Source organism: Kitasatospora setae KM-6054 (assembly GCF_000269985.1).
Lineage (GTDB): Bacteria > Actinomycetota > Actinomycetes > Streptomycetales > Streptomycetaceae > Kitasatospora > Kitasatospora setae.
In genome coordinates, this window is the sequence record NC_016109.1 from 7,453,585 (window position 1) to 7,477,591 (window position 24,007).

The 24,007-nt window shown below is 72.3% G+C and carries 22 protein-coding genes and 1 tRNA gene; 12 read left to right on the forward strand and 11 right to left on the reverse strand.

Going from position 1 to position 24,007, the window contains the following annotated elements:
- Positions 1–24: 24 nt before the first annotated feature.
- The 7 genes from KSE_RS32680 to KSE_RS39475 form a co-directional block, all read right to left on the reverse strand.
- Complete coding sequence (locus KSE_RS32680; protein ID WP_014139665.1) at positions 25–1,365, reverse strand: DUF3987 domain-containing protein; 1,341 nt, start codon at positions 1,363–1,365, stop codon at positions 25–27.
- A gap of 83 nt (positions 1,366–1,448) precedes the next feature.
- Positions 1,449–2,186: an Lsr2 family DNA-binding protein gene (locus KSE_RS32685; RefSeq protein WP_014139666.1), complete on the reverse strand. Its 738-nt coding sequence runs from the start codon at positions 2,184–2,186 to the stop codon at positions 1,449–1,451.
- Between the two features lie 396 nt (positions 2,187–2,582).
- A complete protein-coding gene (locus tag KSE_RS32690; protein ID WP_014139667.1) occupies positions 2,583–3,497 on the reverse strand; it encodes a phage major capsid protein in 915 nt (304 codons plus the stop codon).
- A gap of 23 nt (positions 3,498–3,520) precedes the next feature.
- Positions 3,521–3,850 (reverse strand): hypothetical protein, encoded by a 330-nt coding sequence (locus KSE_RS42445; protein WP_148283195.1) that lies wholly within the window; start codon positions 3,848–3,850, stop codon positions 3,521–3,523.
- Between the two features lie 13 nt (positions 3,851–3,863).
- On the reverse strand, positions 3,864–4,232 hold the full coding sequence (locus KSE_RS32695; protein WP_051055483.1) for a hypothetical protein: 369 nt from the start codon (positions 4,230–4,232) through the stop codon (positions 3,864–3,866).
- A gap of 320 nt (positions 4,233–4,552) precedes the next feature.
- Positions 4,553–5,125 (reverse strand): hypothetical protein, encoded by a 573-nt coding sequence (locus KSE_RS39020; protein ID WP_051055486.1) that lies wholly within the window; start codon positions 5,123–5,125, stop codon positions 4,553–4,555.
- A gap of 71 nt (positions 5,126–5,196) precedes the next feature.
- The gene (locus KSE_RS39475; protein ID WP_014139670.1) at positions 5,197–5,436 is read right to left on the reverse strand and encodes a helix-turn-helix domain-containing protein; all 240 of its coding nucleotides are present in this window, start codon (positions 5,434–5,436) and stop codon (positions 5,197–5,199) included.
- A 68-nt stretch (positions 5,437–5,504) separates the two neighbouring features.
- On the opposite strand from KSE_RS39475, the gene KSE_RS32705 reads away from it, so the two are divergent.
- Complete coding sequence (locus KSE_RS32705) at positions 5,505–6,098, forward strand: bacteriophage CI repressor (RefSeq protein ID WP_148283196.1); 594 nt, start codon at positions 5,505–5,507, stop codon at positions 6,096–6,098.
- 5 nt (positions 6,099–6,103) lie between these two features.
- Positions 6,104–7,399 carry a tyrosine-type recombinase/integrase gene (locus KSE_RS32710; protein WP_157850060.1) on the forward strand — a complete coding sequence of 432 codons (1,296 nt, stop codon included), beginning with the start codon at positions 6,104–6,106 and terminating at the stop codon, positions 7,397–7,399.
- 94 nt (positions 7,400–7,493) lie between these two features.
- Here the strand turns inward: KSE_RS32710 and KSE_RS32715 are convergent.
- Positions 7,494–7,581, reverse strand: a tRNA-Leu gene (locus KSE_RS32715).
- 279 nt (positions 7,582–7,860) lie between these two features.
- Here KSE_RS32715 and KSE_RS32720 point away from each other — a divergent pair.
- From KSE_RS32720 to KSE_RS32730, 3 genes are all read left to right on the forward strand, one after another.
- Entirely contained in the window at positions 7,861–9,177 is a 1,317-nt protein-coding gene (locus KSE_RS32720) for a M20/M25/M40 family metallo-hydrolase (RefSeq protein ID WP_014139673.1), read from the forward strand.
- Positions 9,178–9,398: 221 nt separating this feature from the next.
- Positions 9,399–9,641 (forward strand): chaplin, encoded by a 243-nt coding sequence (locus tag KSE_RS32725; protein ID WP_014139674.1) that lies wholly within the window; start codon positions 9,399–9,401, stop codon positions 9,639–9,641.
- A gap of 358 nt (positions 9,642–9,999) precedes the next feature.
- On the forward strand, positions 10,000–10,860 hold the full coding sequence (locus KSE_RS32730) for a chaplin (RefSeq protein WP_051055487.1): 861 nt from the start codon (positions 10,000–10,002) through the stop codon (positions 10,858–10,860).
- Between the two features lie 93 nt (positions 10,861–10,953).
- Here KSE_RS32730 and KSE_RS32735 read toward each other — a convergent pair whose 3' ends face one another.
- Entirely contained in the window at positions 10,954–11,163 is a 210-nt protein-coding gene (locus KSE_RS32735) for a DUF5703 family protein (protein WP_033258625.1), read from the reverse strand.
- A gap of 453 nt (positions 11,164–11,616) precedes the next feature.
- Here KSE_RS32735 and KSE_RS32740 point away from each other — a divergent pair, with 453 nt between their 5' ends.
- Both KSE_RS32740 and KSE_RS46030 read left to right on the forward strand, forming a co-directional pair.
- Positions 11,617–12,222: a hypothetical protein gene (locus tag KSE_RS32740; RefSeq protein ID WP_014139677.1), complete on the forward strand. Its 606-nt coding sequence runs from the start codon at positions 11,617–11,619 to the stop codon at positions 12,220–12,222.
- Between the two features lie 171 nt (positions 12,223–12,393).
- Positions 12,394–15,393 carry an AfsR/SARP family transcriptional regulator gene (locus KSE_RS46030; protein WP_014139678.1) on the forward strand — a complete coding sequence of 1,000 codons (3,000 nt, stop codon included), beginning with the start codon at positions 12,394–12,396 and terminating at the stop codon, positions 15,391–15,393.
- A 613-nt stretch (positions 15,394–16,006) separates the two neighbouring features.
- On the opposite strand, the gene KSE_RS32750 is transcribed toward KSE_RS46030, so the two are convergent.
- Positions 16,007–18,274, reverse strand: coding sequence for a helix-hairpin-helix domain-containing protein (locus KSE_RS32750; protein WP_014139679.1), 2,268 nt, complete (start codon positions 18,272–18,274; stop codon positions 16,007–16,009).
- 30 nt (positions 18,275–18,304) lie between these two features.
- Positions 18,305–19,282 (reverse strand): aldo/keto reductase, encoded by a 978-nt coding sequence (locus tag KSE_RS32755; RefSeq protein ID WP_014139680.1) that lies wholly within the window; start codon positions 19,280–19,282, stop codon positions 18,305–18,307.
- Between the two features lie 230 nt (positions 19,283–19,512).
- On the opposite strand from KSE_RS32755, the gene KSE_RS32760 reads away from it, so the two are divergent.
- The 5 genes from KSE_RS32760 (at position 19,513) to KSE_RS32780 (ending at position 23,866) form a co-directional block, all read left to right on the forward strand.
- Positions 19,513–20,559, forward strand: a complete 1,047-nt coding sequence (locus KSE_RS32760; protein ID WP_014139681.1) for an LLM class F420-dependent oxidoreductase — start codon at positions 19,513–19,515, stop codon at positions 20,557–20,559.
- Between the two features lie 190 nt (positions 20,560–20,749).
- Positions 20,750–21,145 carry a hypothetical protein gene (locus KSE_RS32765; protein WP_014139682.1) on the forward strand — a complete coding sequence of 132 codons (396 nt, stop codon included), beginning with the start codon at positions 20,750–20,752 and terminating at the stop codon, positions 21,143–21,145.
- Between the two features lie 53 nt (positions 21,146–21,198).
- The gene (locus KSE_RS43110; RefSeq protein ID WP_014139683.1) at positions 21,199–21,621 is read left to right on the forward strand and encodes a hypothetical protein; all 423 of its coding nucleotides are present in this window, start codon (positions 21,199–21,201) and stop codon (positions 21,619–21,621) included.
- 14 nt (positions 21,622–21,635) lie between these two features.
- Complete coding sequence (locus KSE_RS32775; protein ID WP_014139684.1) at positions 21,636–22,652, forward strand: glutamate ABC transporter substrate-binding protein; 1,017 nt, start codon at positions 21,636–21,638, stop codon at positions 22,650–22,652.
- Positions 22,653–22,927: 275 nt separating this feature from the next.
- Positions 22,928–23,866: a hotdog family protein gene (locus tag KSE_RS32780; RefSeq protein ID WP_014139685.1), complete on the forward strand. Its 939-nt coding sequence runs from the start codon at positions 22,928–22,930 to the stop codon at positions 23,864–23,866.
- Positions 23,867–24,007 lie beyond the last annotated feature (141 nt).

Here is a 24,007-nt window from a genome sequence, read left to right on the forward strand (position 1 = left end):
TCGGGGCGTTTCCCTGTTTCCGGGTCAGATCAGCGCGCGGAAGGGGTTGGTGGACGGTCCCGTCCCGGGGAGGGGAGCGGGTGTGGCCGGTGCGGTTCGAGCGGGCCGGTAGGCGTCGATGCGGACGACTGTGGCGGGGGTGTCGTCACGGCGGGTTTCCGGCCGGCCGAGCGGAGAGTGACCGGGTTCGTCGTCGGTGAGGGTGTAGACGGTGGCGGGTCGGCCGAGGCCGGAGCGGTCGAGGGTGACCCTGATCCCGGGCAGTGCCTTGACCTGTTCGGCGGAGGCCCCGACGAAGGGCAGCAGGTCGGAGGATCGTGCCCGGCCGCCGTGCATCTCGATCCGGGCCCGGACCTTCTCCGCCAGCGTGGGTACCCGGCGGGCGGGCTTGGCGGCCTCTGCCCCTCCGGTGATGCCGACTGCGCATCGGACGCTGTGGCGCACGAGGGAGAACGCGGCGGACAGTCGGGCGCGAGTGATCGTCTCGGACTGTTCGGAGGCTGCCAGGCAGGCCGCTACCCGGATCGTTTGTTCGGCGGTGCGCTCGACGTAGACGGCCTGGGTCTCGGGCAGGGTCTCGGAGATGATGCGGGCGTAGCGGCGGATGGTGTGCCAGAGCTGACGGGCGTCGTCGGCGAGGCTGATCGCCCTGTTGCGGGCGGTGGCCCAGGCGTAGGCGTCGGCCAGGTCCCAGCCGTCCACCTCGGGCAGGGTGGTGTTGTCGTCGTCCAGCATCGGGACCGACCGCAGGCTGAAGGGCATGATGCGGTTGTAGGACCCTCCGGCGGCCTCCGTGTCGCCGACGTACTTGGTCCAGTCGGAGGGGGTGATGTGGGTGTGCAGTACCAGGGCGGGGTCCTCGACGGCCTGTGCGCCTTCCTTGGTGGTGTTGCGGATCGGGGCACCGTCCCAGGCGCTCCGCAGCTTGGCTGTGAACGACGGGTCGCGCTTCACCCGGCGCAGCACTTCGGACCACTCCTCTTCGATGACCAGGGCCCGGACGTCCCGTCCGGCCTCCGTCTCCTCGGTGGCCTCGGCCTGCTCGGCGAGGTAGTTGACCAGGGACGCGCCGGAGGTGATGCCGGAGGTGGTGTTCACTTCGAGGAACCGGCCGATGGCCGGGCGCACGATGTGCTGGGCGGCCCGTAGCGCGGTGCCCTTGCCCTTGCCGGTCCCGCCGACCAGGGCCGACCACACCAGGGCGGGGCGGGAGTTGCCCCGGCTGGACACGGTGACCTTCTGGCCGATGGCCGCCGACCACATGCTGAGCGCCGCCACGTAGACGCCGATCGGATCGCACTCCACGTACGGGCTGACCTCCTGCACGGCCTGTCCGATGGGGCCGTACAACGTGATCTCGTTCAACTGCCTGTCTCCTGGGTTTGGTTGACACAGGGGGCCGCCCTGATCGCGGCCACCCTGGTTACGTGCGAGGTCTTGAGCGGCTTTCAGGCGGCCTGCTGGTCGTTCCTGGTCGCCACGCGGTAGGCGTGCCGGACCGACCCGGAGATGGGGCCTTTGGCGCTCACGGCGAGGCCCTGAGCAGTCGCCCACTCCCGGATGGCCTGGGCCTCGGACTTGAGCGTGGAACGCTCCGACCGGACAGCTTGAGCGTCCTTGCGAACCGGCCGGGGAAGCGGGTCACCACCCTTGAACTCCCCGGAGCACACGGCGTCACGGAACGCCCCCGGCCGGGTCGCGTCGAAGCACGGGATGCCGAACTCAACAGCGTCTCGCATCTTCTTCGTTGCCCGTTCCGCACCCTCACCGCAGATGATCAGGACCGTGCTGGCGTCGGCCCGGCCCACCACTTCGTAGCCCAGGTTGCGGACGGCCTCCCTTGCGTCGTCCCACTCGTAGCCCGGGATCTCCCCGGACACCAGCACCGTCGGACGGACCTCCGGCTCAGCCTCGGCCATGTCCTCTTCGGTGTCGTCCTGGCGGTCCTCTTGCTCGGCCTCCGGTGTGGTCGTCTCGGCAGCAACCGGCGCGGCACTGGCGGGCTCAGCCGGAGAGCCCAGGGCATCCCGCAGGTACCGGGAGAACACGATGGAGTGTTCGAGGCAGAGGTCCCATGCGTGCCCCGCGAGCGTCAGGCAGTCCTTTGCCTCAACCTCGCTGCCGTCGCGAGCAATGTGGGCATCACAGAAGACACGCTCAACAGGCACCATCACAGTCGTGCGCATGGGTTTCTTTGTTCCTTTGCGGAGTGAGTTCCAGTGTTTCAGCCGGAGCCTTGCTACTTACGGCTGCGATTCGCGCCCACCGGCCCGACCGGCGAACACCACGATTCTCCCACTCGAAACACTGGACAGATCCACGAATGTCATCACGACTGCATTTCTTCTAAGTAACTACATGATAAATCACATGGGGGTAATGCTTGATTTGAAAGAGAGAGGACCCACCGGGGGTGCCTTCATCGCACCGTGTACGGGTTTCAAATTTCACAACCTCATGACGTGCAGGACTCCCCTTCTCCTACTTGCCGGCCGATTGGAACCTGTCGCGTCTGAGACTGCCAGGATGCAAAAAAATATAAGGGCCCCGCCGCATGGCGGGGCCCTTATTCGTTCCTATTGTCAGGCGGGCCACTCGACGGCGGCCTTGACGATCCCCTTGCTGGGAACGGTCTCGTCGTACGTACGGTCAGCCAGAGGAGTGTCCAGTCCGGGGTAGCGGACGACCTTGCCGCCGTACAGGTGGAGAGTGTCCACGAAGTTGGCCCGGTACTTCTCGCTCAGGCCCTCGCGGAATCCGTTGAACTGCGAAGCGAAGGTGGCGAATTCGGAGTGACCGGCCACGATGTCCGATCCCTCGGGCATGGCCGTGGTGGACAGCACCGTGAATCCCGCCAGGCGCGCCACGACGCCATTGGCGGTCACCCCGGCCTCGCCGTAGGCCCCGGCGTTCGCAATCGCCGGATGCTCGACCAGGTGCCGCTTCACACGGGGTGAGACGACCACGTAGCGGCCGTCGGGAATGTCGTGGGAGTCCAGGGCCAGCATCATGTCCAGAACGGCGCTGTAGAGCGCCTGAGGGGCGTTCCCGGCAGTGACCTTGACGCTGGGCATGGGAGTTGCCGCGGAGGCGATCACACGGCCCATAAAGGTGTCGGCCTCCCGGGCCAGGGCGCGCACCATCTGCTGGTTGATCGGCGACTCCATGGCTCCGGCCGCCTGCACGCGTTCGATGTCCTCGACCAGGAGTTGGAGGTACTTCGCTTCGGTGATGGCGAGCTTCTGCTCGACCATCTCCGGCCTCTGGGCGGTCATGCCTTCCGGCAGCGTGTAGTCGCCCACGGTCGGGGTCGAAAGGCTGTTGATGTGGACGGTGTCGCCCTGCTTCCGGATCTCACCCTCGTACTTCCGGTTGGTGCAGATCTTGGAAGCCCACACGAGCAGTGGATCGAATTTGGTCAGAAGCGCACCGTCCCATATCTCCGGGACAAAGCTGCTGCTGCCAGGGTTCTGGTAAGAGAAAGAGGAATAAGCCATAAATTAATCTCCTGGGTAGGTGGTTATCGCATGCGTGCGTCGAGAGGAGCCGGAGGCGCGAAGCCCAAAGAGGGACCCTGGCGGCCAAGGCCAAGCCCTTGGGCATACTCCGGATTCTTTGTCGACTGGAACGGAGTGAGCGCCAGTGTAATGATTTCGGCAGATGGATTGCTGTCCTCCCCGACCATCTTGGAATAGTCGAGAAGGTCAAGGAACTCTTCGGGAAGATTAATCCCATCTTCGGCGGCCTGGGCCTTCAGTTTTGCCCGGGCAAGTATCGGGGCAAACTCGCGTTGCGCTTCCTGTCGGGCATCCTCGCGTGCCTTGGCAATGGAATTTGTGAGATCGGTCATGATGGGGATTCCTTCAGCGCCTACGGGCGTCGAGAGAGAAAGATGAGGCAGTCGGGGTGCCACCACGATGGTGACCGGCACCCACGAGCGGAGCGAAGACCGGCTCCGTACGGACGGCGGACAGCAGAACGTCAATGGCCTCCTGGGAGGGCTGGCCGCCCTCCCCGAGGAGCTTCGACGAGTCGATGAGGTCCATCAGGTCGGCCGGAATCTCTATACCCGCCTGGGCCGCCTGAAGCCTCACCTCGGCCTGGACAAGCCGGATGGCGAACTCGCGGTGGACTTCCTCTCGAATGGCCTGAGTCAGATCGGCCTGGCTGGTCTCCGGCTCGGCCGACACGTCGGTCGGGGCCTCGCTGGAAGGGGTTTCAATGTCGCTCAAGGCGACACCTCCTATGTAACTAAAAATCAAAAGTGAATCAGTAGACCGCCTTCAAGAGGCGGCTATCACTCACAAGAGGACAACGTAAGAGAAGACACTGCCCCCCTTACCCCCCCGTGGTTCGAGTGGGTAAGGGAAGGCTGTATCTCTGTGGCTCACAGGGAGGTATCCGCAGAGTCCCATTCAGCTTGGATGCTTGGACTTGGCAACTGCCCGGCTCACTTCCGCGTCAGTGACCCGCCGCCCAGCGGGTGTGACTCCGAAGGGCGCTCAGGAGTGAGTAGCTGTGCCCTTCACTGGTTCCGGGTTAATGCGACACGTCAGACCCTGGGGAGATTCTGGATCGCCCACAGTTCGCGGTAGCCGTCCAGGTCCTGGCCATGGTTGCCGGGAAAGTCGTAGGTCAGGTTTCGGTGTCGCCCGATGCGGATTCCCTTTCGCTCCAGGGCCTTCACGCGGGCCCTGCGCGACTTCCTGTGGCTGGTGCAGTACTGCTGAGGCCGTCCGTTCCTGCGGGCGGCTCCTGGGCCGTGAAGGGACTTCTGGCAGCCGTGCCAGCGGCAGTGCTCCACCGGTGTGGGCCGACGTTCGATCAGGTAGCCGAGGCCGGAGGACGTGTCCCCGGCCGGCAGGCCGAGCAGTCCCAGGTGGTGATCCGGGCCGCTCGTCCCGGGGGCCTCCCGCATCAGTGCGTCGAACTCCGCCAAGGGGTCAATGTCGGGGCAGAGAACGTCAGTTGCGAAGTCGTGTTCACAGACTGGCCACCGGCTCGGGTAGGAGTCGGTGGCGGGTTCTTCCGCCATGGTCAGGTAGCGGTCCGCTTCTTGTTCCAGCTGCCGGTGCTCAGCTTCCAAAGGAATCAGACGATCGGTGAAACACGGCTTGTCTCTCATCGGGTGATGGCTCCGGGGGACGAGAAGGCCCCCGGTGTTGGCCGGGGGCCTGACTGCAAGGGGAAGAGGGCTCAGGGGTTCTGCTGGTCCACCCAGGCTTCGAGGTCCTTCGGCCGGCACCTGAGTGCCTGCCCGACCCTCCGGAACGGGATGCCCGCCTCCCTCCAGTTGGCATAGACCCAACTCTTCGGTCGGCTCAGGTGGTTGGCTACCTCGTCCACGGTCATGAGGCTGTTGCCCAAGTGCACTCCTTGCTGCGTTCGGGTCGGGGGACTGTCCGTCGGCCGGTGTTCGGCCTGCCCAAACCACATCACCTCCGAACAAGTGGCAGCAAGTTCATTTTTGGTGACGTGCGTCACTGATCCGAACCTGGCGCAGGATGTTCGGCATGATCTATGGTCGTGCCATGACCTCACGAACAAACGAACCCGACCTTCCGCCCGGATGGGACCGCGAGGGCGATGACCTGGTGTGGCGCGGCGTCTACGGGCCCTGGGGAGTCGCAGCCCACTGTCCCTCCGGTGCGCCCTTCACCGGCCCGTCGAAGCTGACCGTCTGGCTGGCCGTCGGCGGCAGCAGTGAAGAGATCGACCAGGGCATGGCCGAGGCGCTGGCCACGGACGGCATCCCGGCGAGCCTGTTGCGGCAGATCCCCTTCGCCGAGATCAAGGCCCAGGCTCGTGCAGCGCTGGCGTGGAAGACCGGCCGTGCCGCCGACCGGCCGTGGCCGGTCCCCGAGCGCTGCCGCACCGACCAGGACTACGCGCTTTTGGTGGCGGAACTCGTCCGCATGAGGGCCACGGGCACCACCGCGCCCCAGGGGGAGTTGGCGGCCCGCCTGGGCATCGGTAAAGCCACCATGTCCGAGCGTGTCAGGCGCGCCAGGGAGCTGGGCCTGTGGGATGGCAAGCAACTGACCGACAGGGCAACCGAGTTGCTCCACGAATGGCAGAGCGAAGACGAGGAGCAGTAGCAACAGTGGCAAAGCGCGGTAACGGCCTCGGCGGGACCCCTGTGGAGATCCCCCGGCGAGGCCGACCGAACACCTGGGGCGTGAGGACGCCCCGGCACATCAACCCGACCACGGGGGAGGAGCACCGGTACTGGATCGGCCGCGACTACCCGACCAAGACGGCAGCGGAGAAGGCGCTGCGGCAGTGGCACATCGACTACGAGGCGGGGGAGATCTATCCGCCCGAAGCGCCGGCCGAGCCGGAACAGCCGAGCGTGCCACTTCTGGGCGAGCACCTGGACAAGTGGCTGGCCCACTGTCGGAAGGAGGGGACGACGGTGGCCGGGTACGAGACGAAGATCCGGTTGCACATCAAGCCGCACATAGGTGACGTGGCGCTGGATCAGGTCACGGACGATCTCCTGGACGAGCTGTACCGGATGCTGGAGACCGAGCCGTGTCCCACGAACAGGGGAAAGCCGCTCGGGGCGAAGTCAGTGCGGCACGTGCACAACATCCTCTCCGGAGCCCTGGGTGCGGCGGTGCCGAAGCACATCCCGGCGAACCCGGCGGCGACGGCGAACCCTCCGACGCAGCGACAGATCAAGGCCCAGGAGCAGCGCTACCCGACGCTGGACGACGCGCAGACGGCTCGGTTCCTTGGGCACATCTGGGAACCGTGTGGGAACAGGAAGTGCGGCCCGCTGCACCACTGTCTTCGGGACGCTCCGTTGTGGACCGTGATCGCCGCGACCGGGGTCCGGCGCAGCGAGGCGCTGGGGATGAAGTGGTCCCTGGTGAAGTGGGACGAATGTGCGATCGAACTGGGCTGGGTGGTGGTGGAGGAGGGCAGCAGCTTCCGCCTGCGCAGGCTCACCAAGGACGGCGACCACAACGCCGTCATCTACGTGGACCAGGCCGTCATGAACGTCCTCAAGCGCCAGAAGGAACACCAGGACGAGGAACGCGCCAGACTCGGGCCCGGCTGGATCGATCATGATCTGGTCTTCGCCAGGGACGGCTTCAAGCTCCAGAAGAACCGTACGGCCGGAGGGCCTCAAGATCCGGAGAAGGTGTCCGCCCGCTGGCGGACGGTTCGGACAAGGCTGGACCTGCCGGATGACTTCCGGATCCACGACTGGCGTCACAGCAAGGTGACCAATGATCTGGAGGCTGGGGAGAACCCGGTGGAGGTGTCCGCCAACGTGAGGCACCACTCGCCCGGCTACACGATGAGCAGGTACGGGCACAGTCGTAAGGACGGGGCCCGGAGTCTGGCGGCGAACACGTCGAGTCGAATGGGTCTCGCGGCTCTGGTCTAGAGCAAGATCATTTCTGTGGGTCACGCGGTGGGTCATGCAACCCCTGCACGGAGCCCGAAAAACAGAAAAACCCCAGTTCAACTGGGGTATCTGCTGGTGTCCGAGGGGGGACTTGAACCCCCACGCCCGATAAAGGGCACTAGCACCTCAAGCTAGCGCGTCTGCCATTCCGCCACCCGGACCGGGTGTCGTCCTCGCGGTGCGTTCCCCGCGCTGACATGGACAACAGTAGCAAAGATCGTCCGGCAGGCCCAAAACCGGGGGGCGCGAGGAGGGCGGGGCTTCGAAAGCGGGGGAGCGGGGGCGTCCGTGAGGAGTGTCGTGGGGATATGCCCTTGGGGCCGGACGGGTGCTGCGGGAGGATGGCGGGGACGGTGCCCGCGGTCCCCGGCCGGGGTCGGGGCGGCGCGGGCCGCAGCCGCGCCGGGGGCGGGCAGACAACTGAGGTGGGAGTGGTGAGCGTGGGCAGCGAGCGCGTGGTGACGGCGGAGACCGAGGTGGCGGAGATCTGCCGTGACCTGATCCGGATCGACACCAGCAACTACGGCGACGGGTCCGGCCCGGGCGAGCGGAAGGCCGCCGAGTACGTGGCCGAGCAGCTCGCCGAGTTCGGCCTGGAGCCGCAGATCTTCGAGTCGGCCAAGGGCCGGGCGTCCACGGTGGTCCGGATCGAGGGCGAGGACCGGTCGCGGCCGGGCCTGCTGATCCACGGGCACACCGACGTGGTGCCGGCCAACGCCGACGACTGGACGGTGCACCCCTTCTCCGGCGAGATCACCGACGGCTGCGTGTGGGGCCGCGGCGCCGTCGACATGAAGGACATGGACGCGATGACCCTCGCGGTGGTCCGCGACCGGCTGCGCACCGGCCGCAAGCCCCCGCGCGACCTGGTGCTGGCCTTCCTCGCGGACGAGGAGGCCGGCGGCACGTACGGCGCCCGGTTCCTGGTGGACCGGCACCCCGAGCTGTTCGAGGGCGTCACCGAGGCGATCGGCGAGGTCGGCGGCTTCTCCTTCACCGTCAACGACCAGGCCCGGCTGTACCTGGTGGAGACGGCGGAGAAGGGCATGCACTGGATGCGCCTGACCGTCGAGGGCCGGGCCGGGCACGGCTCGATGGAGAACGACGACAACGCCATCACCGAGCTGTGCGAGGCGGTCGCCCGGCTCGGCCGGCACCAGTTCCCGCTGCGGATCACCAAGACCGTCCGGGCCTTCCTGGACGAGCTCTCGGACGCCCTCGGCGTGCGCCTCGACCCGGAGGACATGGACGAGACGCTGCGGGTGCTCGGCGGCATCGCCAAGATGATCGGCACCACCCTGCGCAACACCGCCCAGCCGACCATGCTCGGCGCCGGCTACAAGGTCAACGTGATCCCCGGCCAGGCCACCGCGCACGTCGACGGCCGCTTCCTGCCCGGCTACGAGGAGGAGTTCCTGGCCGAGCTGGACAGCGTCCTCGGCCCGCGCGTCAAGCGCGAGAGCCTGCACCACGACAAGGCGATCGAGACCAGCTTCGACGGCGCCCTGGTCGAGGCCATGCAGACCGCGCTGCGCGCCGAGGACCCGATCGCCCGGGCCGTCCCCTACTGCCTCTCCGGCGGCACCGACGCCAAGTCCTTCCAGGACCTGGGCATCCGCTGCTTCGGCTTCGCGCCGCTGCAGCTCCCGCCGGACCTGGACTTCGCCGGGATGTTCCACGGCGTGGACGAGCGGGTGCCGGTGGACGGCCTGAAGTTCGGCGTGCGGGTGCTGGACCGGTTCATCGACCTGGCCTGAGCGCCGGTGAGGGCCCGCGCCCGGGTCCTCACCGGACTCGGGGAAGTGCGACTAGTCGGTCCAGCATCAGAGCTTTCGAGCATCCGAAATGGCGATCACCTGTTCGCTTGATCACTTCAACGGGTGAATGCGGTTCCGGTCCCGTTTCCCGGTCGCGGCGGCTTCGTTCTTCCGTGTGCAGCCCGGGGGAACGGGCTGGAAACGACCAGGAGGAACAGTTCATGAAGGCCAAGAAGATCGCTGCCGTCGTCGCCGCCACCGGTGGCCTGGTGCTCGCGGGCGCCGGCGTCGCCTCGGCGCACGGCGGCGCGTACGCGGACGGTTCCGCGGTCGGCTCCCCGGGCGTGCTCTCCGGCAACCTGATCCAGGTCCCGGTGCACGTCCCGGTGAACGTCTGCGGCAACACGATCAGCGTGATCGGCCTGCTCAACCCCGCGTTCGGCAACGCCTGCCAGAACGTCTGAGCCGGCCCCGTCGACGACCGACGGGCCGCTTGACCCCGAGTTCCCGCCCCCGTGCGACCCCTGCGTCGAACGGGGGCGGACGCATGTCCGGGCGCCTGTCCGGACACCCGCCCGGGTCTCGCGCCCCGGGCGGGTGAACGCCGCGGTTCCCGGGCGGCGGCGCGACTCACCCGATCGGATGAACTGACTGCAGACGGCCCAACCTTCACCGTTAAGGGTCGTTGAAGTAGTGCTGCCGCCGTTTCGGCGGGGAATTCCGACTATCCGATCGATGTGTCGGAAGAACAGTCCAGATCACCGAGTGAGAAATCAAGGGGAGTCAATGCGACAGGGCGCCAGGAAAGGCCTCCTCACGGCCATGGCCACCGGCAGCGTGCTGGCCTCGACCGCGGGCTACGCCCACGCGACCGCCGACGCGCACGGCGTGGCGGCCAACTCGCCCGGCGTGGCCTCCGGGAACGCGGTGCAGGTGCCCGTGGAGCTCCCCGTGAACGCCTGCGGCAACACGATCGACGTGATCGGTCTGCTCAACCCGGCGTACGGCAACGACTGCTCCAACGTCAGCACCCCCCGGCACGCCACCACCCCCGGCTCCCACCCCGGCACCGGCACCCACACCGGCGGCGACCGCAGCGGCGGCGGCCAGGGCGGCGGCACCTGGTCGGGCTCCGCCGCGAGCGGGACGGCGGCCGGCTCGCCCGGCGTCGCCTCGGGCAACAACGTCCAGGTGCCGATCACCGCGCCGGTCGACGCCTGCGGCAACTCGGTCAACGTGGTCGGCCTCGGCAACCCGGCCTTCGGCAACGACTGCTCGAACACCGCCACCGAGCACCACCACCCGACCACCCCGCCGCCGGCCACCCCGCCGACCGGCCAGCACCCCGGCGACGACTGCCCGCCCGGGCAGACCGGCGGCGACCACGGCACCACCACGCCCGGCACGCCCGGCAACGACCGCACCGGCGGCCCCAACGGCGACCAGCCCGCCACTCCGGCGACCCCGGCCGCCCCCGTGGTCAAGGTCGACACCCCGGCCGCCCCCGCCGGCCAGGGCACCCAGGTCCAGGCCCGGGCCGCCGCCCCCGCGGCGCAGACCCAGCAGGCCCAGCTGGCCTCGACCGGCGCGTCCGGCCTGGAGGTGATCGCCCCGGCCGGCTTCGCGCTGCTGCTCGGCGGCGGCGTCCTCTACCGCCGCTCGCGGGCCCTCGCCCGCCGCTGACCCCGGCCTCGGCCCCGGCCCTGATCCCGGCCCCGTACGCCCGCGCCCGGGCGCGGGTGCGTGGCGGTGGTGGCGGTGACGGGCGCCGACGCGCTACCAGGTGGAACGGACCTGCCGGATGATCCGCCGCTTCAGCCGGACCGTGCGGCTGCCGTCCGGGAACAGCCGGAGCCGGTCCAGCTCCCAGTTCCCGTACTCGGCGTGCTCGGTGAGGAGCTGGCGCGCGGCGTTCCGGGTGGTGCCGCGGGGCAGTCGAAGCGACTGGTACTCGTACTCCGGGAGCCGGACCGTTTTGGTAGGGATCAAGGCGTCTCCTCCGCTGCTGTGCTGCCTGCAAGCCTACGGCGCGTCGCCGACGGGCCGCCGGTTCGGGTACGCCCCGCCCGCGCGGACGGTCCGAGCCTCGCCCCGGTGGGAGCTGATCGTCAATCAGTTTTCCCGCACCCGGAGGAGTACCCGCCCCGGGCCGCCCCGATGCGCGCCCCCGACGAACGCCGGTGCCCGCCCGGCGCGGACCCGCTGCGGACCCGCTGCGGACCCGTCGCGGACCCGGCGCCGGGGCCCCGGACCGTCCCGCGCCGGAAGCGGAATCCGGCCGACCGGCCGGAACCGCCCCGGAGCGGGGCGGGAAACGCCGCGCCGGGCCGGTCACAGAAGCACGCGGAACGGACATCAGGGGTGAACTTGCCCGGTTTTAGCGGCTGTAGGTGACAACCGCTGTGCGTGTCGTCGCCGGGTGGGGATAGCGTCTGCACCATGTCTGATGCCGCGCAGCTGACCATCACCGAGGTACGGGCCGCCGCAGAGGCGGTCAAGGCCGCCATCGACCGCCACCTGCAGGCCGTCTCCAGCTCCACCGAGCCCGGCGATCCGGTCGTCGTCCACGCCTACGAGGAGCTCGCGGCGGCGGCCATCGCCTACGACCAGATCCTGTACGAGGTCTACGACGAGGTCACTCCCTTCGAGATCCCCGGCGACGACGCCGGGTCCGGCTACCAGGGCCCCGAGCACCCCGAGGCGATCAGCGTGCTGATCCGCCGCGACTACCTGATCGCCGACCCGAAGCGGCTGCGCGCCCAGGCCGAGCGGGTCGACGAGTCGCTCGCGCCCGCCGAGGGCGCCGAGGGCGAGGTGACGGCCGCGATCGGCGTGCTGTTCGGCGAGTACGAGCCGGACGAGATCGCCGCCCGCGCCGAGGAGTTCGGCCTGGAGGAGGGCGACTCCACGCTCTGGGTCTCGGCCGCCGAACCGTCCGACCCCGGCGAGTGGCTGCCCGAGCCGTTCGACGGCGCCGACCCGGAGCTGCTGATCTGCCGCTTCGACGTCAGCGAGGTCTACGACGACGAGCTCGACGAGCTCTGAGCCGCGGACCGGGCGACGGACCGGAGGGACGGTCGGACGGAGCCCGTCCGACCGGTGCACGCTGACGCGACCGGGACCGGATCGAGCCGCAGCCCCGCGGCCCGGTCCGGCCCCTGCGCGTCCGGGGGCCGACGAACGGCCACGGAGAGGGAGACGGAGGCGGTGGGACGGGTGCGGTTCCGACTTCTCGGGGCACTGGAGGCCAGTCGGGACGGCGCGCCCTTCGACGTGCCCCGCCCACGGCTGCGGGCGGCGCTCGCCTTCCTGCTGCTGAACGCCGACCGGCCGGTCACCGCCGAACGCCTGGTCGACGCCCTCTGGGGCGAGAGCCCGCCGCGCACCGCCCGCAACCAGGTGCACACCGTGGTCTCCGGCCTCCGGCAGGCCCTGCCGCCGGAGGCCGCCGGACTGCTCCGCTCCGACCCGGCCGGCTACCGGCTCGCCGTCGACCCGGACAGCGTCGACGTCGAACGGTTCGCCCGCGCCGTCACCGCCGCCCGGGCCGCGGCCGCCGACCGCCGCCCCGCCGAGGCCGCCGGACTGCTGCGCGGCGCCCTCGACCTGTGGCGCGGCGAGGCCCTGGCCGGCATCGACGCCCCGTTCGCCGGACCGGTCCGCACCCGGCTCGCCGAGGAGCGGTTCGCCGCCCTCGAACTGCTCGCCGACACCGAACTCGACGCCGGCCGCCACCACGGCCTCGTCCCGGAACTGACCGCCCTGCTGCGCGAGTTCCCCGACCGCGAGGGCATCGCCGCCCGGCTGGCCACCGCCCTGCACCGCAGCGGCCGCCCGGCCGACGCGCTCACCGTGCTGCGCGAGACCCGGGCGCTGCTGGCCGCCGAGTACGGCCTCGACCCGGGCCGCGCCCTCCAGGAGGCCGAGGCCGCCGTCCTGCGCGGCGACCCGCCCGTCCGGGCAGCCGCGACGCTCCCGACGCCCGCGCCCGCGACGCCCGCGCCCGCAGAGTCGGCCGCCCCCGAAGCCGAGTCCGTCGAGCCCGCAGCACCGGCCGTACCCGCAGCGCCCGCCGTACCCGCAGCGCCGCCCGCCCCCGAGCCGCCCGCCCGGCTCCGCCCGGCCCAGCTCCCGCAGGTCTCGCACGGCTTCGTCGGCCGCCGGGCGGAGCTGGACCGGCTGACCTGCCTGGCCGCCGCCCCGACGCCGTCCGCCCGGAACACTCCCGACACCCCCGGCATCCCCGGCACCCCGGACGCCGCCGGGCCGCGGCTCGCGGTGGTGGTCGGGCCGGCCGGGGTCGGGAAGACCGCGTTCACGGTCCGCTGGGCGCACTCGGCCGCCGCCGGGTTCCCGGACGGGCAGCTCTTCGTCGACCTGCACGGCTACGACGAGAACGAGCGCGAGACGGCCCCCCGGGTGCTGGAGCGCTTCCTGCTGGCGCTCGGCGTGCCCGGGCACCGGATCCCCGAGGACCCGGTGCTGCGCGAGGACCTGTACCGCTCGACCGTCGCCGGGCGCCGCCTGCTGGTGGTGCTCGACAACGCGCAGGACTACGAGCAGGTCCGCCCGCTGCTGCCCGGCGCGCCCGGCTGCTTCACCGTGGTCACCAGCCGGGGCCGGCTCGGCCGGCTGGTGGCGCAGACCGGCGCGGTGCCGCTGCGGCTGGGCGTGCTGCCCCGGGACGAGGCGGTCGAGGTGCTGGCCCGGCTGGCCGGTCCGGAGCTCGTCCGGGCCGCGCCCGCGGCCGCCGCGGACCTGGCCGACCTGTGCGGCGGCCTGCCGCTGGCGCTGCGGATCTCGGCGGTCCGGCTGATCGAGGAGCCCGAGCTGCCGATCGGCGAGCTGGCCGGCGAACTCGCCCCCGAGCAGGACCGGTTGGCCGGCCTCGGCCTGTTCGGCGACGACCTGACCGTCTCCGGGGCGCTCTCGCACAGCTACCGCCGCCTCACCCCCGACCAGGCCCGGCTGTTCCGGCTGTTCAGCCTGCACCCCGGCGCCGTCGTCCCGTCCGGGGCCGCCGCCACCCTGCTGGAGCCCGCCGGCACCCCGCTGAGCACCGGCACGCCCGCGCCGGCCCGCCGCCTGCTGCGCTCGCTGGAGGACGTCCACCTGCTGGAGCGGCCCGCCGACGCCCCCGGCGGCTACGGCATGCACGACCTGGTCCGGCTGTACGGCCGGCAGCTCGTCGCCGCCGTCGGCACCGACTGCCGCACCGCCGAGGGGGCGGAGGCCGCCGCCGCCCTCGACCGCCTCGCCGAGTGGTACATCGCGCACGCCGACGCCGCCTACCGGCTGCTCGACCCCAAGCGGCTGCGCCCGCCCACCGAGCTGGAGCTGGACTGGCGCGGCCCCGCGCCGTTCGCCGACGCCGACCAGGCCCAGCAGTGGTTCGTCCAGGAGTCCGACAACCTGCTGGCGCTGACCCGGCTGGGCGTCGCGCACCGGCGGCACCGGCTGGTCTGGCAGCTGGCGATCCTGCACTTCACCCACCTGATGCGGTCGCACCGGCTGGGCCTGCTGGCCGAGGCGCAGCGGCTCGGCGAGGAGGCGGCGCTGGCGATCGGCCACCGCCCGGCCGCCGCCGCGCTGGCCAACAACCTGGGCATCGCCTACGCGATCCGCCGCGACCGGGCCGCCGCCGGGCACCTGGAACGGGCGATCGCCGGCTACGAGGCGCTCGGCGAGCCCGGCGGCGCCGCCCGGGCCCGGCTCAACCTGGGCAACATGCACTACGAGTTCCGCGAACTGGACCGGGCCGCGCACTACCAGGAGGGCGCGGTCACCGCGGCCCGCGCGACCGGCGACGACGCGCTGCTCTACCAGTCCCTGCAGAACCTCGCCCTGGTCCGCAACGAGCAGGGCCGGCACGCGGACGCCCGGGACCTGCTGGTCGAGGCGCTGGCCGTCAGCGAGCGCACCGGCACCGAGCTCGCCGTCGCCGACACCCGGGAGAAGCTCGCCTGGGTGCTCCAGCGTCTCGGCGAGTACCAGCGGGCGTTCGACCTCAGCGAGGGCTCGCTCGCCGTCGCCCGCCGCTTCGGCGACCTGCTGATGGTCGGCCGGGCCGTCGACCAGATGGGCATGGCCCGGATCGCCCAGGGCCGGGCCGCGGAGGCCCGGGAGCACTGGGAGGAGGCGATCCGGGTCTTCACCGGGATCGGCAGCGTCGAGGCCGAGACCGTGCGCCGGAGACTCGCCGAACACTTCTCCTGATCCGAGCGGAAGCCGGGGTTGCCGGGGCGGTCGGCCGGGCCGCTTCCGGATTACCGGAATCCTCATCGGACTCGTAAAGCGTTTCATTCCGACCGGATCACGAGAATCAGTCTAAGAAGGCCCGCTACTCGGATTCTCCTCATCCGCTACTCGCCCTCCGGGCCCTGTCCCACAAGGGTCGCGGCCCCGGCGAGCACGAATTCGGGGTGAGCGGGATCACTTCGCGAAATCCTTGCCCGCCCGGGTGGAATTTCGGCTAACGTTCGGGCAGCAACGGAGTCGCATTCCGGTGTTCCGGTCCGGGGGGAGCGGAACACGGGAACGCGGTCGCCGTTGCGGCCGTACGTCGTCGCACGGGGGAGTGCTGTCGGTCACGGCGGGGGACGGAACAGGACGGCTCGAAGTCGAGCCGCCCGGGGGGATTGCGGCGGCTCTCCTCCCACCGAACCGCGTCGAACGGCTGGTCCGGCAGCATCGTGTACGCCGTTCCGAGGGCCCGGCGGTGGGGAGCTTTCCCACCGCCGGGCCCTCGATCCTTCACGGGACGGGCCGGTCAGTGACAGGCCGACCAGTGACGGGCCCGCGACTGACGGGACCGCCGCCGACGGGCGCGCTACTGCGTGCTGAGGACCGACCGCAGCCGGGTGGTGCGGGCCGTCGCGGGCCGCTCCGCGACCGCCTGGGCGAGCGCCGGGCCGGCCGCGTGCACCACCGACAGGTGCCGCTCGGCGCGGCCGAACGCCGCGTACACCCACTGCCTGGTCAGCTGCCCGGCCGCCTCCGGGGGCAGCACCACGACCACCGCCGGCCAGCGCCGCCCGACCGCCTGGTGGGCCGTCACCGCCCAGCCGTGGCGCAGCTTCCGGGCCTGCGCGGGGGAGAGCGTGATCCGGCCGCCGTCGGCGAGCTCCACGTGCAGGCCGCTCGCGTCGCCGTCCAGCACCCGGCCGGGCAGGTTGACGCCCAGCGCGGGGGAGTGCACCACCCGGTCGCCCGGGTCGAAGCCGCCGAACCGGCCGGGGCCGGGGTTCAGCCGGGCCTTGGCGGCGGCGTTCAGCGCCCGGGTGCCGGCCGGGCCGGCGTGGCCCGGGGTCAGCAGCACGGTCTGCTCGGGCGGGACGGACAGCGCGCGCGGGATCGAGTCGGTCAGCAGCTGGACGGCCCGGTGCACGGCCTCGCCGCCGTCCTGCGCGGTGAGGATCACCACCTCCTTGTCCGGGGCGTCCACCGGCAGCAGCTCGCCGACGCCGACCCCGGAGACCAGCTCGCCGATCGGCCCGGGGTCGGGCGTCCGGGAGGCCACCGCCGGGCAGGCCCTGGCGGCCCGCAGGTCGGCGAAGAACCGGCCGGGACCGGCCGACCACAGGCCCTCCGGGTCGCCGGACAGCACCAGCCGGGCACCGTCCGGGACGGCCTCCAGCAGCGTCGCGGCGGTCTCCACGTCCAGCAGCGGGGCGTCCAGCACCACCAGCACGTCCAGTTCGAGGGTGCCGTCCACCGCGCGCGGCACGTCGGCGCCGTACAGCAGGTCGGCCAGCGTGCCGATCCGCCCGGCGGCCGGGGAGCCCGCGGGCAGCAGCGCCGCCAGCGCGTCCCGCCCCTGGCCGGTCCAGGTCGCCGCCCAGGCCCGCAGGCCGAGACCGGCGGCGGCGTGCAGCAGCGCGGCCGGCTCGGCCCGGGCCGCCTCGCCGCCGGTGTGCAGCACCAGGCCCGCCCCGGCCGCCGCCCGGACCAGCTCCTGCGCCGCGCGCGGCACGGCCGCCGCGGCCGCCGCCCAGGCGCCCGGACCGGGCGCGCCCTCCCGGTCCCCGGATCCGCCGTCCCCGGTTTCCCCGTCCCCGGATCCGCCGTCCCCGGCTTCGCCGTCGTCGCCGGGGGAGAAGGTGGAGAGCAGCCGGACCAGGCCCTCGCCCAGGCTCTCCTCCGCCAGCGCCAGCCGCTCCAGGGCCAGCATGGTGCGGACCGGCGGCTCCTCGTCCTCGTCGTGGCTGCCGGGCGGCAGCGGCAGCTCCTCCTGGAACGGCATCACCCGCCCGTCCTCCAGCACCGCCTGCAGCGCGCCCTCCGGGTCCGGCACGTGCCGGGCGCGCAGCGCGTCGGCGACCTCGCCGAGCTCCTGTGCCGAGTGCCCGTGCAGCGCGGCTTGCTCCAGCAGCCAGCCGACCAGCGCCTGGGCCCGGCGCGGGTCGTCCGGCCGGGCGGCGGGGCCGAGCAGGCCCTTGGCGAAGCCGTCCGCGTGCTCGGGACGCACCCCGGGCAGTGACAGCACCGCCCACGGGTCCTCCCCCAGCTGCTCGGCCGCGCCCTCGCCGAACACCCCGAGCGCCTCGGCCGCCAGCTCGGCGGGCGCCCCGCCCGCCGCCAGCACCTCGCCGACGGCGGCCAGCGCGGCCCGCCGCTGCGCGTCGTCCAGCGGCACCTCGGCGCGCGCGGCGGCGGCAGCCGGCCGACGGACCGGGCGCTCGACGCGCCGCTCGGACGGCTCGGCCGGCCCGGACGATGCGTCAGCAGCGGTCCCGACGGCCTCGCCGCCCTCCGAGGCGGGCTCTTCGACCGCCGCAGCCCCTTCAGCCGCATCGGACGGCTCGGACCGCTCGGACGGCTCGTCAGGGGTCGCCAGGTCGACCTCCCGTGGCGGGCGGGGCGGGGCGACGATGTCGTTCGCGTTGATCGCGCCGATCGCCTTGGCGAGCGCGGCCACCGCGGCGGCGCGCTGCTCGCCGGTGAGCGGCGGGTCAGCGGGCCGTCCGGCGCCGCCGTCCGGGGCGGCGGCCGGGCCCTGCGGGGCGGCGGGGCCCTCCGGGGTGCCCGTCGGCTCCGCCGGGCGCTCGGCGCGGCTCTCGGCCTGGCTCTCGGCCGGGTTCTCCTCGGGGGTGGTCATCGCGGGAAGGCTCCTTCGACGGGCGGGCGGTCACAGCTCCGTCCAGCCCTGGTCCGGGTAGCGGTGCACCGGGGCCGACACGTCGTCCAGTGCAGCGCGGATCTCACCCGGAAGCGTAAGGGCCTCGACCGACAGCGATGACTGCAGTTGGGCGGAGGTGCGGGCGCCCAGCAGGGTGGCCGACACGCCGGGGCGGTCGCGGACCCAGGCGAGCGCGACCTTCAGCGGGGTGGAGGCGAGGCCGTCGGCGGCGGTGGCGAGCGCGTCCACGATCCGCCGGGAGGTCTCGCCCAGGTAGGGCTGGACCGGTCCGGCGGGGTGCGGGGAGGAGCCGCGCGACTCGGGCGGCACGCCGTGCCGGTACTTGCCGGTCAGCACGCCCCGGCCGAGCGGTGAGCGGGCCAGCAGGCCGATCCCGGCGTCCAGCGCGGCGGGCAGTGCCTCGCGTTCGATGCCGCGCTGCAGCAGCGAGTACTCCAGCTGGACGGAGGCCAGCGGGGTGGCGCCGGGCAGCGCGTGCTGCCGGGCGGCGGCCTTCGCCAGCTGCCAGCCGCTGTACTGGCAGAGTCCGACGTACCGGGCCCGGCCGGAGGAGACCGCCAGGTCGAGGGCGTGCAGGGTCTCCTCGGCGGGGGTGGCCGGGTCGTGCGCGTGCACCTGCCACAGGTCGACGTGGTCGGTGTTCAGCCGGCGCAGCGAGCCGTCCAGCGCGTCCAGCAGGTGGCCGCGGGAGGTGTCGGGGCGGGGCGAGCCGGGCAGTGCGCCCGCCTTGGTGGCGATCACCAGTTCGGATCGCGGGACCAGGCCGTCCGTCAGCCGGGACAGCAGGTACTCGGCGCCGCCGTCCGCGTACACGTCGGCGGTGTCGACCAGGGAGCCGCCGGCGTCCACGAACGCCTTCAGCTGTTCGGCGGCCTCGTGCTCGTCGGTCTCCCGGCCCCAGGTGAGGGTGCCCAGGGCCAGCCGGGAGACCCGCAGGCCGGTCCGGCCGAGCAGTCGCTGTTCCATCGCGCCCTCCGTCACGCCCGCTGTGCCAACCGTGATGGCGCAGGTGGGGGGCGGTCTCCCCCCACGTGCTGTGAGGGTAGCGGCGAAACCCGCCGGGGCCCGGGATCACCCGCGCGCCGCGCCGCCGCGCGCGTCCCGGTGTGACCGGCACCACCCCTACCGCTCAGTAGCATGACCTCCGGCCGGGCGGCTACGCTCACCGGCAGCACCCGACTGGAAGGCTTGGGCACATGCGACTCGGGATCAACCTCGGCTACTGGGGACTCGGCCTGGACGCCGACAACATCGCGGTCGCCCAGGAGGCCGACCGCCTCGGCTACGCGGTCTGCTGGGCCGCCGAGGCGTACGGCTCGGACGCCGCCACCGTCCTCTCCTACGTCGCCGCGAAGACCGAGCGGATCGACGTCGGCTCCGCCATCTTCCAGATCCCGGCCCGCACCCCGGCGATGACCGCGATGACCGCCGCCACCCTGGACACCCTCTCCGGCGGCCGCTTCCGGCTCGGCCTCGGCGTCTCCGGGCCGCAGGTCTCCGAGGGCTGGTACGGCGTCCGCTTCGACAAGCCGCTGGCCCGCACCCGCGAGTACGTGGAGATCATCCGCAAGGCGATGTCCCGCGAGCGCCTGGTGCACGAGGGCGCCAACTGGACGCTCCCGCTGCCCGGCGGCCCCGGCAAGCCGCTCAAGCTCACCGTCCACCCGGTCCGCGAGCACCTCCCGCTGTACATCGCCTCGATGGGCCCGAAGAACCTCGAACTCACCGGCGAGATCGCCGACGGCTGGCTCGGCCTCTTCTTCGCCCCCGAGCACGCCGCCCTCTCCACCGACGCCCTCGCCGCCGGCCGCGCCAAGGCCGGGCGCACCCTCGACGGCTTCGACCTCTGCCCCACCGTCAACATCGCCGTCGGCGAGGACGTCCGGGCCGCCGCCGACACCCTGCGCGACTACACCGCCCTCTACCTCGGCGGCATGGGCAGCAAGGAGAAGAACTTCTACAGCCAACTCGCCCGCCGGATGGGCTTCGAGCAGGCCGCCGACCAGGTCCAGACCCACTACCTGGCCCGCGACAAGGCCGCCGCCGCGGCCGCCGTCCCGCACGAGTTCATCGACGCCACCTCGCTCCTCGGCGACACCGCCCGGATCGCCGACCGCATGCAGGCCTACGCCGCCGCCGGCGTCACCACCCTGACCCTCGCCCCGGCCGGCTGGACCCTCGACGAGCGCATCGCCGGCCTGCGCACCGGCGTCGAGGCACTGGAACGCGCCGGGCTGGCGTAGCGGCCGGGCCCGTCGCCGGGCCCGGCGACGGACCCGTTGGTGGGCCCCGCTGGTGCCTCGGTCGAGGGCCCCGACGGGCTTCCCCCCGGCGGGGTCCGACTGATCGCGGCGGCCGTGATTGCCCGCTGGCCGAAGGTGGTAGGTAGTGGCTTGAACACTCAAGTGTGATGATCGGTCAGGGGGGAACCCGATGGATCCGCAACTACTGAACGAGATCGTCCCGCTGCTCGCCTCGGTCGCCGGCGGCGCGGCCACCGAGGTCGGCCGGGGGGCCGCCGAGAGCTCCGTCGCCCGGGTGCGCGAGCTGGTGCGCCGCTGGCGGGCGCGGGGGAGCGCCGAGCCGGAGCAGCAGGCCCCGCCGGAGCGGCAGGAGCAGGTGCGGGCGCTGCTGCTGGCGGCGCTGGACGAGGACCCGGCGCTGCGGGAGGAGCTGGCGGGACTGCTCGCGCCGGGCCCCAAGAACCGGACGAGCGTCACCAGTTCCAGCGGTGTGGTCATCGGCGGTGACAACCACGGGCCCATCACGCTGAACGGGCCGGGCGCGGGAAATTTCCACCAGCACCTCCACCGGGGGGACGGCGGCTAGCCCGTCGGGCCGTCCTGTCCGTCGCGGTCCTGGGGGCGCTCGGCCTGGTCGTCGTGATCGGTGTCCGGGCGCTCCCGTCGCAGCACCCGTCCCGGACGCCGCAGGGCCGCGCCGACGTCCGGCTGGGCGAGGGCAGGTGGGGCGGCGGCGGCAACAGGGGCGTGCGGCCCGGCGACCAGCGGACCTTCGGCTTCGACAGCACCGAGTCGCGCGCGTACCTGGTGCTCACCCTGGGCGTGCTCAGCGAGCGGGCCGGTGACGCGGCCTGCCGGCCCGGCGCGGAGCTGACCGTCGCCGCGACGTCCGGGACGATCGCGCCGGTGGTCGCCAAGGACGGGCGGCCGGTGGTCATCGCCCTCCCCGCGACCCTGCCCCGGGAGTTCCGGCTGACCCTGGCCGACTACGACAACTGCCTGATCGACGTCTTCGTCAACGACGCGGTCCTCACCGACAACGACCCCAGCGGCACCCGCTGAACGAAGGAGCCCCCGTGCCGGGCGCACACCGAACCCTGCTGGCCGGCGCCCTGGCCGGGGCGCTCCTGCTGCTCACCGGCTGCACCGGCGACACCCCGCCCCCGCCGCTCCCCAGCACCCCGACGGTCTCCGCGAGCGGGCCCCCGTCGATCTTCCTGCAGAAGTCGGTGCGGATCGGCACGAAGAACAACCAGCCCGGCACCAGCACGCAGAACAAGGAGCACGTCTGGTCCGGGTTCGACGTGCTGGTCGGCCGGAGCGTCGTCCGGAACCTGGGCAGGTCCAGCGCCGACGCCGCCTTCAGCGACGTGATCTCCGGCGAGCGCGAGGCGAAGCTCACCACCGACGCGGAGGACCTGGTGGTGGCGACCTACTCCATCACCCCCGAGCGGACCGAGAAGGTGTTCTTCGCCGGCCCGTACGCCAAGACCTCCCAGGGCTTCATGGTGCGCGCCGACGAGACCTGGCTGGGCAGCCTGGACGCCCTCAGGGGCCGCACCGTGTGCAGCTGGGGCGGCACCACCTCGGACACCGAACTGCGGTTCCAGGCCACGGTCAAGGGCTACACCGTGGCCTCCGCGACCGACGCGCAGGCCTGCCTCACCGAGCTCAGGGAGAAGCGCGTCGACGCCGTCTCCACCGACCAGCTGATCCTCTACGGCCTGGCGAGGAACGACCCCGGCCTGAAGGTCGTGCCCGAGGTGAAGATCGGGGTGCCCAACTTCTACGGCATCGGGATCAAGAAGGAGCGGATCGAGGACTGCCTCCGGATCCGCGACTACCTGAAGGACTACGTGCTCAGCAGCGCCTGGATCCAGGACTTCACGGCCGAGCTGCCGAACGCGGGTCCCCCCGACGAGTACCTCCCGAAGCCGACCGACTTCGACGAGCAGTCGTGCAGGGAACTGCCCCACCAGAGCCCGGTGTCCCCGTCCCCGTCCGCGAGTCCGTCCGCCTCCGCCTCCGCCTCCGCGAGCCCGAGCCCGAGCCCGAGCGCGGACCCGGAGCCGACCGCCGCCGCCACCCCGTAGGGCCGAGCGGGCGGCTGGCCGGATCGGTACGGCCGGGCACGCGGGGTGCGCTGACGGTGCGCCCGCTCTGCCCCTAGGAGCAGCCCTTCTGCCCGCACGCGCAGAGGGGCTCCTGGTGCATACCTCGTATGCGGTGGCGTGGCGCACGATCGGATCGTCCGCCCGTCCCGGCGGGCCCGCCGGTCGAATCCGACGCGGCGTCAGGAGCACACCGCGGCAGCGGAGTCGGACCGGCCCGCCGGCCCGGAACGCGAGGAAGTCGAGGCACCGGAACCATGACGCACACCACCCCGCCGTCACCGCTGTCACCGCTGCCGTCCCGGATCCCGGACGTGCACGGGAGCCGGCTGATCAGCCCGCTCCGGCGGCCGGAGCACGGGGAGGGGTGGCTGGCCGACCTGGTCGTCGACCGGCGCGACCCGTTCTTCTTCGACCGCCCGGTCGACCACGTCCCCGGCATGCTGCTGGTCTGCGCGATGGCGGACCTGGTGGCCGCGGGCGACGCGGTGCCCGCCGCGGGCCGGGTCGAGGCGGCGATCGCGTTCCACACGACGGCCGCACTCGGGACGCCGACGGAACTGCGCGCCGACTCGTTCGAGGACGGGCGGCGGCGCGCCGTGCAGGTCTTCCAGCCGGCCACGCTGATCGCCGACGGCTGGGCCGAGTTCTCCCCGGCGGCCACCGCCCCGGGCCGGACCGCCTCCGCGCCGATGCCCGTGTCCGCGCCCGTGCCGGTGCCGGTGCCCGTGCCGGTCCGGTCGGCGCACCGGGGACGTCCGGAGAACGTGCTGATCGGCGACCCGTCCGAACCGGGCGGCGTGGTCACCGCCGCCGTGCTGTCCCCGCCCGCCGGCCACCCGCTCGGCGGCCGGCGCCCCGGCACGCGCCGCACCGAGGCGATCATCGAGTCCGGCCGGCAACTCTCCGCCTGGCTGGCCCACCGGACCACCGACTGGCCGCCGGACGCCCGGCTGCTGCCCCACGGCCTGACGATCGACCTGCCGTACGGGCTGCCCGACACCCTCCCGCTGGCACTGCGCCGACGGCCGGCGCCGATCTCCGCGCACCGCACCGAGTACCGCTACGACCTGATCACCCGCGACGGCGCCGGAAGCCGACCGCTCGGCACCCTGGCCTACACCGCCAGGATCCTCCGCCCCCGGACGCGCACCGGCTTCCGGGCCAACCGCGACGTCCGCCGAGACGCCGCCTGAACCACCACCCCGCCACCCCGCCACCGGGCGCCCGCGCCCGGTTCGGACGGGTTCCGTTTTCAGCCGGTCGGGAGTTTCAACTGATCACCGGCAGAAGGCACTTAACGCCGCTCCGGCGGAGCCCGAAGCTGGAGTCCGGAG

Coding starts and splice junctions, on each gene's coding strand:
- KSE_RS32685 (WP_014139666.1), bottom strand. CDS start 2,186: ATGCGCACGACTGTGATGGTGCCTGTTGAGCGTGTCTTCTGTGATGCC.
- KSE_RS32690 (WP_014139667.1), bottom strand. CDS start 3,497: ATGGCTTATTCCTCTTTCTCTTACCAGAACCCTGGCAGCAGCAGCTTT.
- KSE_RS42445 (WP_148283195.1), bottom strand. CDS start 3,850: ATGACCGATCTCACAAATTCCATTGCCAAGGCACGCGAGGATGCCCGA.
- KSE_RS39020 (WP_051055486.1), bottom strand. CDS start 5,125: ATGAGAGACAAGCCGTGTTTCACCGATCGTCTGATTCCTTTGGAAGCT.
- KSE_RS39475 (WP_014139670.1), bottom strand. CDS start 5,436: ATGTGGTTTGGGCAGGCCGAACACCGGCCGACGGACAGTCCCCCGACC.
- KSE_RS32705 (WP_148283196.1), top strand. CDS start 5,505: ATGTTCGGCATGATCTATGGTCGTGCCATGACCTCACGAACAAACGAA.
- KSE_RS32725 (WP_014139674.1), top strand. CDS start 9,399: ATGAAGGCCAAGAAGATCGCTGCCGTCGTCGCCGCCACCGGTGGCCTG.
- KSE_RS32730 (WP_051055487.1), top strand. CDS start 10,000: ATGGCCACCGGCAGCGTGCTGGCCTCGACCGCGGGCTACGCCCACGCG.
- KSE_RS32740 (WP_014139677.1), top strand. CDS start 11,617: ATGTCTGATGCCGCGCAGCTGACCATCACCGAGGTACGGGCCGCCGCA.
- KSE_RS32750 (WP_014139679.1), bottom strand. CDS start 18,274: ATGACCACCCCCGAGGAGAACCCGGCCGAGAGCCAGGCCGAGAGCCGC.
- KSE_RS32755 (WP_014139680.1), bottom strand. CDS start 19,282: ATGGAACAGCGACTGCTCGGCCGGACCGGCCTGCGGGTCTCCCGGCTG.
- KSE_RS32760 (WP_014139681.1), top strand. CDS start 19,513: ATGCGACTCGGGATCAACCTCGGCTACTGGGGACTCGGCCTGGACGCC.
- KSE_RS32765 (WP_014139682.1), top strand. CDS start 20,750: ATGGATCCGCAACTACTGAACGAGATCGTCCCGCTGCTCGCCTCGGTC.
- KSE_RS32780 (WP_014139685.1), top strand. CDS start 22,928: ATGACGCACACCACCCCGCCGTCACCGCTGTCACCGCTGCCGTCCCGG.